Below are 13,933 nucleotides of genomic sequence, written 5' to 3' on the forward strand. Positions count from 1 at the left end.
CGAGGCGCCCGTCCACCGGGTGAGCAGCATCCGGGCAGCACCGGACCGGGCCGCGCAGGACCGCTAGCGTGGACTCATGTTCTCCAAGGTGCTGGTGGCAAATCGCGGCGAGATCGCGGTCCGTGCATTCCGCGCGGCGTACGAGCTGGGCGCCCGGACGGTCGCGGTCTTCCCCTACGAGGACCGCGGCTCCGAGCACCGGCTCAAGGCGAACGAGGCCTACGAGATCGGCGAGCGCGGCCACCCCGTGCGCGCCTACCTCGACCCCGAGGGCATCGTCGCCACGGCCGTGAGCGCCGGCGCCGACGCCATCTACCCCGGCTACGGCTTCCTCTCCGAGAACCCGGCGCTGGCCGAGGCCTGCGCCAACGCCGGCATCACCTTCGTCGGTCCCAGCGCCGAGGTCCTGGAGCTGACCGGCAACAAGGCGCGTGCGATCGCCGCCGCCAAGGCCGCCGGCGTCCCGACGCTGGCCAGCGTCGAGCCCTCCACCGACGTGGACGCGCTCGTCGAGGCCGCCTCGGCGCTGCCCTACCCGCTCTTCGTCAAGGCGGTCGCCGGCGGCGGCGGGCGCGGCATGCGCCGCGTCGACGACCCGGCCAAGCTGCGCGAGGCGGTGGAGACCTGCATGCGCGAGGGCGAGGCCGCCTTCGGCGACCCGACCGTCTTCATCGAGCAGGCGGTCGTCGACCCCCGCCACATCGAGGTGCAGATCCTCGCCGACGGCGCCGGCAACGTGATCCACCTCTTCGAGCGCGACTGCTCGGTGCAGCGACGCCACCAGAAGGTCGTCGAGATCGCCCCCGCGCCCAACCTCGACCCCGACCTGCGCGCGCGCATGTGCGCCGACGCGGTGCGCTTCGCCCGCGAGATCGGCTACCGCAACGCCGGCACCGTCGAGTTCCTCCTCGACCCCGCGGGCAACTACGTCTTCATCGAGATGAACCCCCGCATCCAGGTCGAGCACACCGTGACCGAGGAGGTCACCGACGTCGACCTGGTGCAGGCCCAGCTGCGCATCGCCTCCGGCGAGACCCTCGCCGACCTCGGCCTCAGCCAGGACTCCATCGTGCTGCGCGGAGCCGCGCTCCAGTGCCGGATCACCACCGAGGACCCGGCCAACAACTTCCGCCCCGACACCGGGATGATCACCACCTACCGCTCCCCCGGCGGTGCCGGCGTGCGCATCGACGGCGGTACGACGTACACCGGCGCCGAGGTGTCCGCCCACTTCGACTCGATGCTGGCCAAGCTCACCTGCCGCGGCCGCACCTTCGAGAAGGCCGTCGAACGGGCCCGGCGCGCGATCGCGGAGTTCCGCATCCGGGGCGTCTCCACCAACATCGCGTTCCTCCAGGCCGTGCTCGCCGACCCCGACTTCATCGCCGGCAACGTCACGACCTCCTTCATCGACACCCACCCGCAGCTGCTCCAGGCGCGCCGCTCCGGCGACCGCGGCACCAAGCTGCTGACCTACCTCGCCGAGGTCACGGTCAACCAGCCGCACGGCCCGGCTCCGGTCAGCGTGGACCCGGCCAGCAAGCTGCCGGCGACCAACCTCGAGGTCCCCGCCCCGGACGGCACCCGGCAGCTGCTGCTCGAGGTCGGCCCCGCGGAGTTCGCGCGCCGGCTGCGCGCCCAGGACCGGGTCGCGGTCAGCGACACCACGTTCCGCGACGCCCACCAGTCGCTGCTCGCGACCCGGGTGCGCACCCGCGACCTGCTGACGGTCGCGCCGCACGTCGCCCGCACCACCCCCGAGCTGTGGTCGCTGGAGGCCTGGGGCGGCGCGACGTACGACGTGGCGCTGCGCTTCCTCGGCGAGGACCCGTGGGAGCGGCTCTCGGACCTGCGCCAGGCGGTGCCGAACATCTGCCTGCAGATGCTGCTGCGCGGGCGCAACACGGTCGGCTACACGCCGTACCCGACCCAGGTCACCGACGCCTTCGTGCAGGAGGCGGCGGCCAGCGGGCTGGACGTCTTCCGCATCTTCGACGCGCTCAACGACGTCGAGCAGATGCGGCCCGCCATCGACGCGGTGCTGGCCACCGGCACCAGCGTCGCGGAGGTCGCGCTGTGCTACACCGGCGACCTGTCGAACCCCGCCGAGGAGATCTACACCCTCGACTACTACCTGCGCCTGGCCGAGAAGATCGTCGACGCCGGCGCCCACGTGCTGGCGATCAAGGACATGGCCGGCCTGCTGCGCGCCCCGGCCGCGCGGCGCCTGGTGACCGCGCTGCGGGCCAACTTCGACCTGCCGGTGCACCTGCACACCCACGACACCGCCGGCGGCCAGCTCGCGACGCTCACCGCCGCCATCGACGCCGGTGTCGACGCGGTCGACGCCGCCTGCGCGGCCGTCGCCGGCACCACCTCCCAGCCGGCGCTCTCCGCGCTGGTCTCGGCGACCGACCACTCCGAGCGCGAGACCGGCCTGTCGCTGGCGGCGGTCAACGCCCTCGAGCCGTACTGGGAGGCGACCCGCCGCGTCTACGCGCCGTTCGAGTCGGGGCTGCCCGCCCCCACCGGCCGGGTCTACCGCCACGAGATCCCCGGCGGCCAGCTCTCCAACCTGCGCCAGCAGGCGATCGCGCTGGGCCTGGGCGAGAAGTTCGAGCAGATCGAGGACATGTACGCCGCGGCGAACGACATCCTCGGCAACGTCCCGAAGGTGACCCCGTCCTCGAAGGTCATCGGCGACCTCGCGCTCTCCCTCGTCGCCGCCGACGCCGACCCGGCGGAGTTCGCGGAGAACCCGCAGAAGTTCGACATCCCCGACTCGGTCATCGGCTTCCTCAGCGGCGAGCTGGGCGACCCGCCCGGCGGCTGGCCCGAGCCGTTCCGCACCAAGGCCCTCGCCGGGCGCAACTGGCAGGCGCAGGACGCGGAGCTCACCGCCGAGCAGGAGGAGGCGCTCGACGGAACCCCCGGGGAGAGCCGTCCGCTGCGCCGGCGCACGCTCAACGAGCTGCTGTTCCCCGCGCCGACCCGCTCGTTCAACGAGTCGCGGGCGGCGTACGGCGACATCTCGGTGCTGCCGACCCTGGACTACCTCTACGGTCTGCGCTTCGGCGAGGAGCACCGCGTGGACCTGGAGCCGGGCGTCACCCTGCTCCTCGGTGTGCAGGCGATCAGCGAGCCCGACGAGCGCGGGTTCCGCACCGTCCTGGCGCTGATCAACGGTCAGCTGCGCCCGATCAGCGTGCGCGACACCAGCGTCGCCTCCGAGGTCGCCACCGCGGAGAAGGCCGACCCCTCCCAGCCCGGCCAGATCGCCGCGCCGTTCCAGGGCGTGGTGAGCGTGGTGGTCGGGGTCGGCGACAAGGTCTCCGCCGGCGACACCGTCGCCACCATCGAGGCGATGAAGATGGAGGCGGCCATCACCGCCCCCGTCGACGGCACCGTCCAGCGCCTGGCGCTCAGCGGCACCCAGTCCGTCGAGGGCGGGGACCTGGTGCTGGTCGTCTCCTGACCCCTGCCGGTCCCGGGCACCACCAAGGCGCCCTGCCGGCGGGCCCGCTGGCTCCGCACGACCGGCCGTAGCGCGGAGGTGCGATGAGCGGGAAGCACGACACCGAGCAGGCAGCCGAGGACCGACGGGTGGGCGGCACGCCCTGGCTGGCCGGGATCGTGACCGCCGTCGTCGGGTTCTCCAGCTCCTTCGTGGTGGTGCTCGCCGGCCTGAGCGCCGTTGGCGCCTCCTCCGCGGAGGCCGCCTCGGGGCTGCTCGTGCTGTGCCTGGCCCAGGCCGCGGGGATGCTGTGGCTGAGCCTGCGGCACCGCACGCCACTCACCCTGGCCTGGTCCACGCCCGGCGCGGCGCTCCTGGTCACCACCGGTGCCGTCGACGGCGGCTGGGCGGCGGCCGTCGGCGCGTTCGCGGTGACCGGCGTGCTGATCGTGCTCACCGGCCTGGTCCCGTGGCTGGGCGCGCTGGTGGCGCGGATCCCACCCGCGATCGCGCGGGCGATGCTGGCCGGGGTCCTGGTGCCGATCTGCCTCCAGCCGGTCACCGGCCTGGTGGAGGCTCCGCTGCTGGTCGGCCCGGTCGTGGCCACCTGGTTCCTCGTGCACCTGCTCTCGCGTCGGTGGGCGGTGCCGGCGGCGCTCGCGGTCGCCCTGCTGGTCGCCCTCGTCGCGGTGCTGGCGGACCGCTCAGGTCCCGGGCTTCAGGTGGCGGACGCCGTACCCGCCCTGACCTGGACCACCCCGACGTGGACCCTCGGCGCGGTCCTCGGGATCGCGCTGCCGCTCTACGTCGTCACGATGGCCTCCCAGAACGTCCCGGGGGTCGCCGTCATGGCCAGCAACGGGTACGCCGTGCCCTGGCGCGAGTCGATGGGGGTCACCGGACTGGCCACCGTGGCGGCCGCGCCCTTCGGCGGCCACACGGTCAACCTCGCCGCGATCACCGCCGCGATGGCGGCCGGGCCGCTCGCCGGCCCGGACCGCTCCCGGCGGTGGCTGGCCGCGACCAGCGCCGCCGCGACGTACGTCGTGCTCGCGCTGGCCTCCGCGGGGCTGGTGACCCTGCTGGCGGCGGCCCCGCCCGAGGTGCTGCCCGCCGCCGCCGGACTCGCCCTCCTCGGCACGCTGGGCTCGGCGCTGGCCGGTGCCCTGGCCGCGGAGGAGGGGCGCGAGGCGAGCGTGGTCTGCTTCGTGGTCGCGGCCTCGGGTGTCACCGTGCTCGGCATCGGCGCCGCACCGTGGGCGCTGGTCGCGGCCCTCGTGGTCCTGCCGTTCGTGCGCAACCGCGCGGTGCAGTCCGGATAGTCCGACACACCAGTGTCGTGAATCGCGCCATTCGCGACCCTGGTGTGGCGGACTATCTCGTGAGGGGGTGTCAGGCCGCCGCCGGGAGCACCCCGGCGAACCGCAGCAGGTCGCTGATCGTCGCGATCACGCTCCCGTCCTCGAAGCGGACCCCGGCTGCCGGCGACCAGCGGGCCGGCGCCGCGAGGAAGCCGTACGGGTCGGCGATCACCTGGCCGATGATCGTCTCGCAGACGATCCGGCTGCCGACCTCGCCCAGGGTGTTGCCGTTCCCCTGGACCTCCGCCTCCTTGAGCACGTAGAACCACAGCGGCGTCCGGGTCAGCAGCTCTGCGCCCTCGGCGCGCAGCGCGTCGTTGACGGTCACCGGGTTGTCCTGGAGCAGCTGCTGCGAGGTCAACGGGGTCGCGCCCATCGCCTCGGCCACCGCCTGCCCGGTCGGCAGGTTCAGCAGGTAGCCGCGCAGCAGGTTGCGCACCGCCAGCCGCTTCTGGATCTGCCGCATCGACGGGGTCAGCTCCGGGCTGTTGCCCTCGTTGCCCAGGTCGCGCAGCGTGGGCGCGAGCCGGGTGTCGATGCGCCGGGCGAACTGGTCGGGCACCGTGCTGCCCTTGTCGACCATCCGATCCCACTCGATGACCCAGTTGAACGGCAGCACCGTGGTGTCACCGCGGAACGGCGGATTGGCACCGCCGGTGAAGGCGAACAGCAGCGAGAACGGTGCTGCGGGCAGCACCACCTCTCCCCTCCCGAAGTTGCGGTTGAAGTCGTACACGTCGCGCACCATGCTGTGCCCGAACCGGTACGCCGCCCCGGAGAACTCCAGCGGCTGCACCGGCACCGAGCTCGAGGCCCGGAAGTGGTGCGGGCCGGCCAGCAGGACCTGGTCGGCCATCCCGGCCAGACACACGGTCTTCAAGAAGTCGTGGACGACCAGCCACTGGTAGTGCCAGGTGACCAGCTGCCGGGCCCGGGCGAAGGTCTCCGCCGGGCTGTGGCAGTACGCCGGCTCGTGGGCCTCCACCCAGTCCACCACCGCGTTGTGGAAGCGGAGCAGCGCCACGTGCAGCTGGGCCACCACGAGGTTCTCGTCGTTGCGGCCGTCCCCGATGCGTGCCGTGGACCCGTCACGTGGCAGGTCGCGGGCGAGGTCGTCCGCGGGTGGGATCCGATCCCCCGGGATGGAGCCCGCGGGATCGGTGGTGGTCAGGGCCACCTCGCCGAGGACGAACCTGATCCCGTCGTAGAACGACGCCGCCTGGGTCGTCGCGCCGTCCAGCGCCGGGCCGTCGCCGTACAGCGAGTCCAGGTCGAGGGCGGGGTGGCGCAGGTTGCGCATCGAGGTCCGGACCAGGTCCGGGTCCAGGGGCGAGAGGTCGTCGCGGGTGAGGTCGAAGGCGACCGGGTCGCTCTCCGTGGCGGCGGTCATGTCGTGGTCGATGAACTGACCCCAGTAGGTGTAGACGGGCGGGTTCACCGAGTTGTGCGCGCCTTGGAGCGGGTCGAGCGAGGAGGGCGGGTCCTCGACCATCCCGGCGCCGAGGTCGCGCAGCGCGCGTACGACGGTGGCCCGGACCTCAGCGGTCCCGGCCGGGAGGTGCGCACCGGCGTTCCCGACGAGGTCGGGGAACAGGTAGTCGAACGCAGTCGTCCGGGGCTCGGACTCGGCAGGGAGCGTGTCGCTGAGCAGGGACACCCCGGACAGGCGGCGGTCGGCCTCCTGCGCGTGCGGCGCGCTGTCGGGGACGGCATGGCCGCCGTGGTGCAGGTGACCGAGCACGTAGCGCGGGTGGTCGCGGGCGTCGAAGTCGGGGGCCGCTGCCTCCGTGCTGGAGGCGGAGGTGGTGGATGAGGTCATGACTGGACCCTTGGGTCGGATGGGGGCTCGCCAAGAGGTCGCCGCAGCGGCGACCACGGAGCCGCAGACCGCTGGCGCACGTGTCGACCGAGGCCGGCCACCCGTGCCGGCGCCTGGGCCCTTCGGACTCGACCGCGGCGCTCGCCCGGTCGAATCCATCCACAGTCCTCCGGGCCCCCGGGACGCCGCAACCACTGCGCTAGACCGGTGAGCCGCGAGGGGCCGCTGGCGTCCTCGGTTCTGGGGATGTCGGGTCAGGTTCTCCCCATGCGGGGGTGGTCTGTGCTGGCAACCGGCCCCGCGGGGGCCCTGTCAGCCGACCGGGCGGAACCAGGTCGAGCGCAGCCCGAGGTAGGAGCGCACCTGGTCGCCGGTGGGGGTGACCGCGCCGTCGCGGAACACGATCCGCATGCGGCTCACCCGCCCGCCCCAGGTCCCGTGGCCGTTGCGGGCGGTGACCTCCACCGACTGCAGCGGGCCGAGGCCGGGCCAGACCCGCTCGAAGTCGGCGGCCGACACCGTGGCCCGCCAGGGGTTGACCGGGTCCCAGCGGTCCTCGCGGTCCTGGAGGTAGGGGAACTGCCCGCCCATGGTCCAGCCGCCGTTGCTGGAGCTGAACTGGGTGAAGGCGGGGGTGCCGCCGTGCAGCAGCACCTCGCCGCGGGTCGCGTTGATGGCCGCGTTGGAGGCGGGGTGCTCGGCCGAGGCGCCGCCGTACACCTGGCAGCTGGTGGTGTCGCAGATCTGGTAGTGCCGGGCCAGGGGCCGGCGCCGTTCGAAGGCGGCGTAGGTGCGCGCCGCGACGGCCTGGGCCCGCACGGCGTCGGCCTTCCAGAGCGCCGGCACCTCCTGCGGCACCACGCCCTTGAGGTAGTTGTGCAGCGTGACGATGTTGACCGTGTCGCGCTTGCGGGTCCCCGGCTGGGCGCTGGCCGAGCGCAGCACGCCGCGGTAGGCCACCGCGCCGCTGGGGGTCCGCAGCGTCACCGGGCGGTTGCCGGCGGCGAACTGGGCGTCCCCGGCAACGGTGCGCCAGGTGCGCCAGGCGCCGGTGCGCTTCTTGAAGTCGACCCGCGTGCGGGTGGCGCCGGCCGCGACCAGGCGCCAGCGGACGGCGGCCGGCCGGGCCTTCGAGAGGTCCCAGGTGCGCCCGGCGCCCAGGCCGGTGACGCTCAGCCCGGGTCGGGCGTCCACGAGGACGTCGTCGCTGGTGTCCGCGCTGATCAGCACCGAGACCTTGCCGAGGGCCCTCCCCCAGCTCGTGCCGGGGTAGTAGAAGCCGAGGATCTCGCGGTAGCCGACGCCCTTCTCGGCCGCGACCTTCGCGCCGTACTGCGACAGCCCCTTGCCGTGCCCGTAGCCACGACCCTCGAAGGTCACCGAGGCGACCCGCTTGGCCCGCTGCGGTTCCTCCGCGACGGTGGCACCGGCGGGCAGCGCGGGGACCAGGGCGGCGATGACGGCGAGGCCGAAGCCGATCGCCATGCCGGCGACGAGCATGCGGAGACGAGGTGACATGTCACTCCCGGGACGGGCGGCTGGAGCCGCGGTACGTCGGTCCCGGCCGTTTGTACCAGTGATCTGGGCGACACGCCGAGGCCGCGAGGCGGCCCCGGCGTGCGTCCGAGGAGGTCGTGCGGCCTCAGCCGCGCCGGTGCAGGCGGCGCGCCGCCTCGGCGACCGAGCCGCTCATCGAGGGGTAGACGGTGAACGAACCGGCCAGCTGGTCGGCGGTCAGCGACTCCTTGACCGCGATCGCGACCGGGTGGATCAGCTCGCTGGCGCGCGGGCCGACCACGACGCCGCCGACCACGATGCCGGTGCCGACGCGGCAGAACAGCTTCACGAAGCCGTCGTGGACGCCCTGCATCTTGGCGCGCGGGTTGCCCGACAGCGGCAGCATGATGGACTCGGCGTCCATCTCGCCGTTCTCGATGGCCTGCTGGGAGATGCCGACGGTGGCGATCTCCGGGGCGGTGAAGACGTTGGAGGACACCGCCTTGAGGTTGAGCGGGTGCACGGCGTCGCCGAGGAAGTGCGCCATCGCGATCCGGCCCTGCATCGCCGCGACCGAGGCGAGCATCAGCACACCGGTGCAGTCGCCGGCGGCGTACACCCCGCGCGCCGAGGTGCGCGAGACCCGGTCGACGTAGACGAAGCCGCCGTCCTTGAGCAGCACGCCGGCCTCCTCCAGGCCGATGCCCTGGGTGTTCGGCACCGAGCCGAGCGCGAGGATGCAGTGCGAGCCCTGGACCTTGCGGCCGTCGGTGAGGGTGACGGTGACGACGTCGCCGTCGCGCTCCACCGACTCCATCCGCGACTTCGAGAGCACGGTCATGCCGCGGCGCCGCAGGACGTCCTCGAGCACCGTCGCCGCGTCGGCGTCCTCGCCGGGCAGCACCCGGTCGCGCGAGGAGACCAGGGTGACCGGGATGCCGAGGTTGAGGTAGGCGCTGGCGAACTCCGCACCGGTCACACCGGAGCCGACCACGATCAGCTCGGTGGGGACCTCGGTCAGGTCGTAGACCTGCTCCCAGGTGAGGATCCGCTCGCCGTCGGGCTGGGCGGAGGGCAGCGTGCGCGGCGCCGCGCCGGTGGCGACCAGCACCGCGTCGCCCTCGATGGTCTCCTCGCCGCCGTCGGTGAGGGAGGCGACCACCCGGCCGGGTCCGTCGAGACGGCCCCGGCCCGAGACGATGCGGACGCCGTCGCGCACCAGGCGGCGGTGGATGTCGCGCGACTGGTCGGCCGCGAGCTGCTTGACCCGCGCGTTGACCCGCTCGAGGTCGACGCGGATCTCGGTGGCCGCGCCGCCACCCTGGTCGGCGAAGGAGACGCCGAGCTCGGCGGCGCCGGAGAGGTCGCTCATCACCTCGGCGGTCGCGATCAGGGTCTTGCTCGGCACGCAGTCGGTCAGGACGGCGGAGCCGCCCAGACCATCCGAGTCGACGACCGTGACCTCGGCGCCCAGCTGTGCTGCGACCAGCGCGGCCTCGTAACCGCCGGGTCCGCCGCCGAGGATCACTGCCCGGTCAATCGCCATCGTGTTTCGCGCTCCTGCTTCGTGGGTGCTGCCGACCGTGTCCGTGCCGAACGGAGGTCGGTCAGAAGTTGATCATGTGGCCGGCGATGCCCTCGACGGCCTCCTTGACCGCCTCGGTCAGCGTCGGGTGGGCGAAGACGTTGCGGGCCACCTCGTCGGCGGTGAGGTCCCACTTCTGCGCCAGCGTGAGCACCGGCAGCAGCTCGGTCACGTCGGGACCGATCATGTGCGCGCCGAGGATCTCGTTGTGCTCGGCGTCGGCGACCACCTTGACGAAGCCGACGGCCTCGCCGAGGCCCTGCGCCTTGCCGTTGGCGGCGAAGGGGAAGGTCGCGGTCTTGACGTCGTAGCCGAGCTCCTTGGCCTGCGCCTCGGAGTAGCCGAACGAGCCGATCTGCGGCGAGCAGTACGTCGCGCGCGGGACCATGTCGAAGTCGACCGGCATGGTCTCGACGCCGGCGATGGTCTCGACCGCGACGATGCCCATGGCCTCGGCGACGTGGGCGAGCATCATCTTGCCGGTGACGTCGCCGATGGCGTAGACGTGCTCGACGTTGGTGCGGCCGTACTCATCGATCGCGATCGCGCCGCGCTCGGTCAGCTCCACGCCGGTGTTCTCCAGGCCGTAGCCCTCCAGGCGCGGGGCGAAGCCGAAGGCGGCCAGCATCTTGTCGGCCTCGAGGACCTGGCTGTCGCCGCCCTGGGCGGGGCTGACGGTGACCTTGACACCGGAGCCGGTGTCCTCGACGTTCTCGACCTTGGTGGAGAGCAGCACCTTGATGCCGAGCTTCTTGTAGTGCTTGAGCAGCTCCTTGGACACGTCGGCGTCCTCGGTAGGGACCATCCGGTCCAGGAACTCCACGATCGTCACGTCGACGCCGAAGTTCTTCATCACGTAGGCGAACTCGACGCCGATCGCGCCGGAGCCGCCGATGATGATCGAGCCGGGCAGCTCGGAGTCGAGGATCTGCTCCTCGTAGGTCACGACGTTGGCGCTGCGCTTCATGCCGGGCAGCATCCGCACGGTCGCGCCCGAGGCGATGATCAGGTCGTCACAGGTGTAGGTGGTGACGCCGTCCTTGCCCTTGACCTCGATGGTCTGCTTGCCGTCGCGCTCGCCCTGGAGGGTGCCCCAGCCGTCGATCTCGACGATCTTGTTCTTCTTCATCAAGAAGTGGACGCCCTTGACGATGCCGGCCGAGACCTGGCGCGAGCGGGCGTGGGTGGGGCCGTAGGCCATCGTGGCGTCGCCCTCGATGCCGTACTTCTTCTTCTCGTGCGTGAGCGTGTGGGCGAGCTCGGCGTTCTTCAGCAGCGCCTTGGAGGGGATGCAGCCGACGTTGAGGCAGACACCGCCCCAGTACTTCTCCTCCACCACGGCAACCGACTTGCCGAGCTGGGAGGCGCGAATCGCGGCCACGTATCCACCGGGGCCGGCACCAAGGACGAGGACATCGAAGTGGGAGCTCACGGGCCTTAGCGTAGGGCTGTCGCGTGCGTCACCCCAAGGCGGGCCGCGGCGGGCACTAACCTGTCGGACGTGACGCTGTACGCCGCCTACGGGACCAACCTCGACCCCGCCCGGATGGGCGAGCGCTGCCCTCACTCGCCGCTGCGCACGACCGGCTGGCTCCAGGGGTGGCGGCTGACCTTCGGTGGGGAGGAGCACGGTTGGGACGGCGCACTGTCCACGATCGTGCAGGACCCCTTCGAGCAGGTCTTCGTCGCGGTGTACGACGTGACCCGCGAGGACGAGGCCAACCTCGACGGCTGGGAGTCCGCCGACCTGGGCCTCTACCGCAAGACCAAGGTGCGGGTCGCGACGATGACCGGCGAGCTCGTCACCTGGACCTACGTGCTCGACGACTACGAGGGCGGGCTGCCCTCCGCGTCGTACCTCGGCGTGTTGGCCGACGCCGCCGAGGCTGCCGACGCCCCCGCGGACTACGTGGCCGCGCTGCGCCGGCGACCGTGCCGCTCCACCGGCCTGTGACCGGGGCTCGCCGGCACCTCTGCTGAATTCGTGAGCGCGGGGGTCTTGCGTCCACGAATCCCCTTCCGGGGCCACGCCGGGCTTACGCTTCCTCGGTGAACGAGCAGTCTCCTTACACCCTGGCCGACGAAGCCGCCGCGCGGCTCGCAGAACTGACCGGCGTCGAGCGTCACGACGTGGCGCTCGTGCTCGGCTCCGGCTGGCTCCCCGCCGTCGACGCGCTGGGCGAGGCCACCGCCGAGATCGCCACCACCGACCTTCCCGGCTTCAGCGCCGCCGCGGTCGCCGGGCACTCGGGCAAGATCCGCTCGGTGCGCGCCGGTGACCGCAACCTGCTGGTCTTCCTCAGCCGCACCCACTACTACGAGGGCCGTGGCGTCCCGGCCGTCGTGCACGGCGTACGCACCGCCGCTGCGGCGGGCTGCCGCGCGATCGTGCTGACCAACGGCTGCGGCGGCCTCAAGGACACCTGGTCCCCCGGCACCCCGGTGCTGATCAGCGACCACATCAACCTCACCGGCCGCTCCCCCATCGAGGGCGCGAACTTCGTCGACCTGACCGACCTGTACTCCAGCCGGCTGCGGGCGATGTGCCGCGAGGTCGAGCCGACCCTCGACGAGGGCGTCTACGTGCAGTTCCCCGGCCCGCACTACGAGACCCCGGCCGAGATCGGCATGGTCCGCGCGATCGGCGGCCACCTCGTCGGCATGAGCACCACCCTCGAGGCGATCGCCGCCCGCGAGGCCGGCATGGAGGTCCTGGGCATCAGCCTGGTCACCAACCTCGCCGCCGGCATCAGCGGCCAGCCACTCAACCACGAGGAGGTCCTCGAGGCCGGGCGCGCTGCGGCGACCCGCATGGGCGACCTCCTCGGCCGGATCGTCCCGCGGATCTGACTCCGATGTCCTCCCAGACCACGCGCCAGGCGCTCATCGACGCCGCCTGCCGGGCGTTCGCCGAGAACGGCGTCGAGCGCGCCTCGCTGCTCGAGATCACCCGGCAGGCCGGCCAGCGCAACCGCGGCGCGGTGCACTACCACTTCGGCTCGCGCGCCGGGATGCTCGTGGCGGTCCTGGAGGAGCAGGTGGAGTTCCTGCAGGAGTGCGTCGGCGACCTGCTCGCCCGTGCCGAGGCCCGGCCGGGCGAGCTCGAGCCGCTGGTCGACGCCTTCGTCGAGCCGGCCGTGGCCCTCGCCGCCCAGGGGTGGAAGGGCCAGTGCTTGCTGCGCATCGTCGCCGAGCTGCTGGCCACCGAGTCCGAGACGTCGCTCCCGCCGGAGGTCTACCGGGTGATCGCCAGCACCCGGGTCTACGAGGTCTCCCGCCTGCTGGACAGCCAGCTCGCCGCGCTGCCCCCGGCGGTGCGCGAGCTGCGGACCACCCTCACCATCGGGTTCGCGGTGCGTGCGGTCGCCGAGCGGGCCAAGGGCCAGGTGGACTCCCCGCAGATCGGGTGGCTCGACGACGAGACCTTCGAGGCCGACCTCAAGGCGATGTGCCTGGCGATGCTCAGCGTCGCGGCACCTGCTGGGTCGACCGGATAGCCTGCGTCCGTGCCCCGCATCTCCGGCGATTCCCTCCAGCAGCACCGCGAGCTGCTGCACCGACGGGTCTTCGACGCCTTCGCCGCGCTGATGGGCGAGCACAGCTTCGATGCGATCTCGATGGCTGCCATCGCCCAGCGTGCCGAGATCGGCCGCACCGCGATCTATCACCACTTCCCCGACAAGGAAGCGGTGATGGTGGCGTTCGCCAGCCATGAGACCGCGCGCTACCTCGAGCAGCTCGACGACCTGCTCGACGGGATCGCGGAGCCCGAGGAGCAGCTGCGCGTCTACCTGCGCCACCAGCTCGCGGCCGGCGAGCAGTTCCACATGGGCCTGGGCACCCAGGTCTACGGCCTGCTCTCCGACGAGGCCCGCCGCGCGATCCGCGGCCACGTCGTCGCCGTCGAGGACGTGCTGCGCCGCATCCTGGTCTCCGGGTCGGAGCGCGGCCGGTTCCGCATCGTCGACCTGGACAGCACCATGTCGCTGATCCACGCCTGCCTCAACCCGCGCCACCTCCCCGCCGACGCGATCGAGCGGTTCGTGCTCCGCGGCGTCGGGGCGGACGCCTGACGCTGCTCCCCTGTGGGCGACCCCGTGGCGGCGGCCGGCGGGCGGCGCTCACAAACCGCGCAACTGCGCGGAAGAACACCGACTCCGAGCCAGCGGGCGGTGACGTCCGCGCCCGGACGTACGACGGCCCCGGCACTCGCGGAG

At 72.6% G+C, this 13,933-nt stretch carries 10 protein-coding genes; 6 read left to right on the forward strand and 4 right to left on the reverse strand.

Features of this window, described 5'->3' with window-relative positions; translation table 11 throughout:
* The first annotated feature begins 76 nt into the window (after window positions 1-76).
* Both HBO46_RS16445 and HBO46_RS16450 read left to right on the forward strand, forming a co-directional pair.
* Window positions 77-3,475: a pyruvate carboxylase gene (locus HBO46_RS16445; protein WP_166133595.1), complete on the forward strand. Its 3,399-nt coding sequence runs from the start codon at window positions 77-79 to the stop codon at window positions 3,473-3,475.
* Between the two features lie 83 nt (window positions 3,476-3,558).
* Complete coding sequence (locus HBO46_RS16450) at window positions 3,559-4,776, forward strand: benzoate/H(+) symporter BenE family transporter (RefSeq protein ID WP_166133597.1); 1,218 nt, start codon at window positions 3,559-3,561, stop codon at window positions 4,774-4,776.
* 70 nt (window positions 4,777-4,846) lie between these two features.
* On the opposite strand, the gene HBO46_RS16455 is transcribed toward HBO46_RS16450, so the two are convergent.
* The 4 genes from HBO46_RS16455 to lpdA all read right to left on the reverse strand — a co-directional run bounded on the left by HBO46_RS16455 (window position 4,847) and on the right by lpdA (window position 11,148).
* The gene (locus tag HBO46_RS16455) at window positions 4,847-6,634 is read right to left on the reverse strand and encodes a peroxidase family protein (RefSeq protein ID WP_166133599.1); all 1,788 of its coding nucleotides are present in this window, start codon (window positions 6,632-6,634) and stop codon (window positions 4,847-4,849) included.
* A gap of 312 nt (window positions 6,635-6,946) precedes the next feature.
* Window positions 6,947-8,152 (reverse strand): SpoIID/LytB domain-containing protein, encoded by a 1,206-nt coding sequence (locus HBO46_RS16460; RefSeq protein ID WP_166133601.1) that lies wholly within the window; start codon window positions 8,150-8,152, stop codon window positions 6,947-6,949.
* Between the two features lie 124 nt (window positions 8,153-8,276).
* On the reverse strand, window positions 8,277-9,671 hold the full coding sequence (locus tag HBO46_RS16465) for an NAD(P)H-quinone dehydrogenase (protein ID WP_224769514.1): 1,395 nt from the start codon (window positions 9,669-9,671) through the stop codon (window positions 8,277-8,279).
* A gap of 67 nt (window positions 9,672-9,738) precedes the next feature.
* Window positions 9,739-11,148 carry a dihydrolipoyl dehydrogenase gene (gene lpdA, locus HBO46_RS16470; RefSeq protein WP_153324828.1) on the reverse strand — a complete coding sequence of 470 codons (1,410 nt, stop codon included), beginning with the start codon at window positions 11,146-11,148 and terminating at the stop codon, window positions 9,739-9,741.
* Between the two features lie 69 nt (window positions 11,149-11,217).
* Here lpdA and HBO46_RS16475 point away from each other — a divergent pair, with 69 nt between their 5' ends.
* From HBO46_RS16475 to HBO46_RS16490, 4 genes are all read left to right on the forward strand, one after another.
* On the forward strand, window positions 11,218-11,670 hold the full coding sequence (locus tag HBO46_RS16475; protein WP_166133605.1) for a gamma-glutamylcyclotransferase: 453 nt from the start codon (window positions 11,218-11,220) through the stop codon (window positions 11,668-11,670).
* A 95-nt stretch (window positions 11,671-11,765) separates the two neighbouring features.
* Window positions 11,766-12,566: a purine-nucleoside phosphorylase gene (locus HBO46_RS16480; RefSeq protein ID WP_166133607.1), complete on the forward strand. Its 801-nt coding sequence runs from the start codon at window positions 11,766-11,768 to the stop codon at window positions 12,564-12,566.
* A 5-nt stretch (window positions 12,567-12,571) separates the two neighbouring features.
* Window positions 12,572-13,213, forward strand: a complete 642-nt coding sequence (locus tag HBO46_RS16485) for a TetR family transcriptional regulator (RefSeq protein ID WP_166133609.1) — start codon at window positions 12,572-12,574, stop codon at window positions 13,211-13,213.
* Between the two features lie 9 nt (window positions 13,214-13,222).
* Window positions 13,223-13,789 (forward strand): TetR/AcrR family transcriptional regulator, encoded by a 567-nt coding sequence (locus HBO46_RS16490; protein ID WP_166133611.1) that lies wholly within the window; start codon window positions 13,223-13,225, stop codon window positions 13,787-13,789.
* Window positions 13,790-13,933: the final 144 nt, after the last annotated feature.

The sequence above is a fragment of the Nocardioides ochotonae genome, from assembly GCF_011420305.2.
In the GTDB taxonomy this organism is placed as follows: domain Bacteria; phylum Actinomycetota; class Actinomycetes; order Propionibacteriales; family Nocardioidaceae; genus Nocardioides; species Nocardioides ochotonae.

Excerpts from the sequence above, each read along its gene's own strand:
- HBO46_RS16445 (WP_166133595.1), top strand. The coding sequence starts at position 77 with ATGTTCTCCAAGGTGCTGGTGGCAAATCGCGGCGAGATCGCGGTCCGT.
- HBO46_RS16450 (WP_166133597.1), top strand. The coding sequence starts at position 3,559 with ATGAGCGGGAAGCACGACACCGAGCAGGCAGCCGAGGACCGACGGGTG.
- HBO46_RS16455 (WP_166133599.1), bottom strand. The coding sequence starts at position 6,634 with ATGACCTCATCCACCACCTCCGCCTCCAGCACGGAGGCAGCGGCCCCC.
- HBO46_RS16460 (WP_166133601.1), bottom strand. The coding sequence starts at position 8,152 with ATGTCACCTCGTCTCCGCATGCTCGTCGCCGGCATGGCGATCGGCTTC.
- HBO46_RS16485 (WP_166133609.1), top strand. The coding sequence starts at position 12,572 with ATGTCCTCCCAGACCACGCGCCAGGCGCTCATCGACGCCGCCTGCCGG.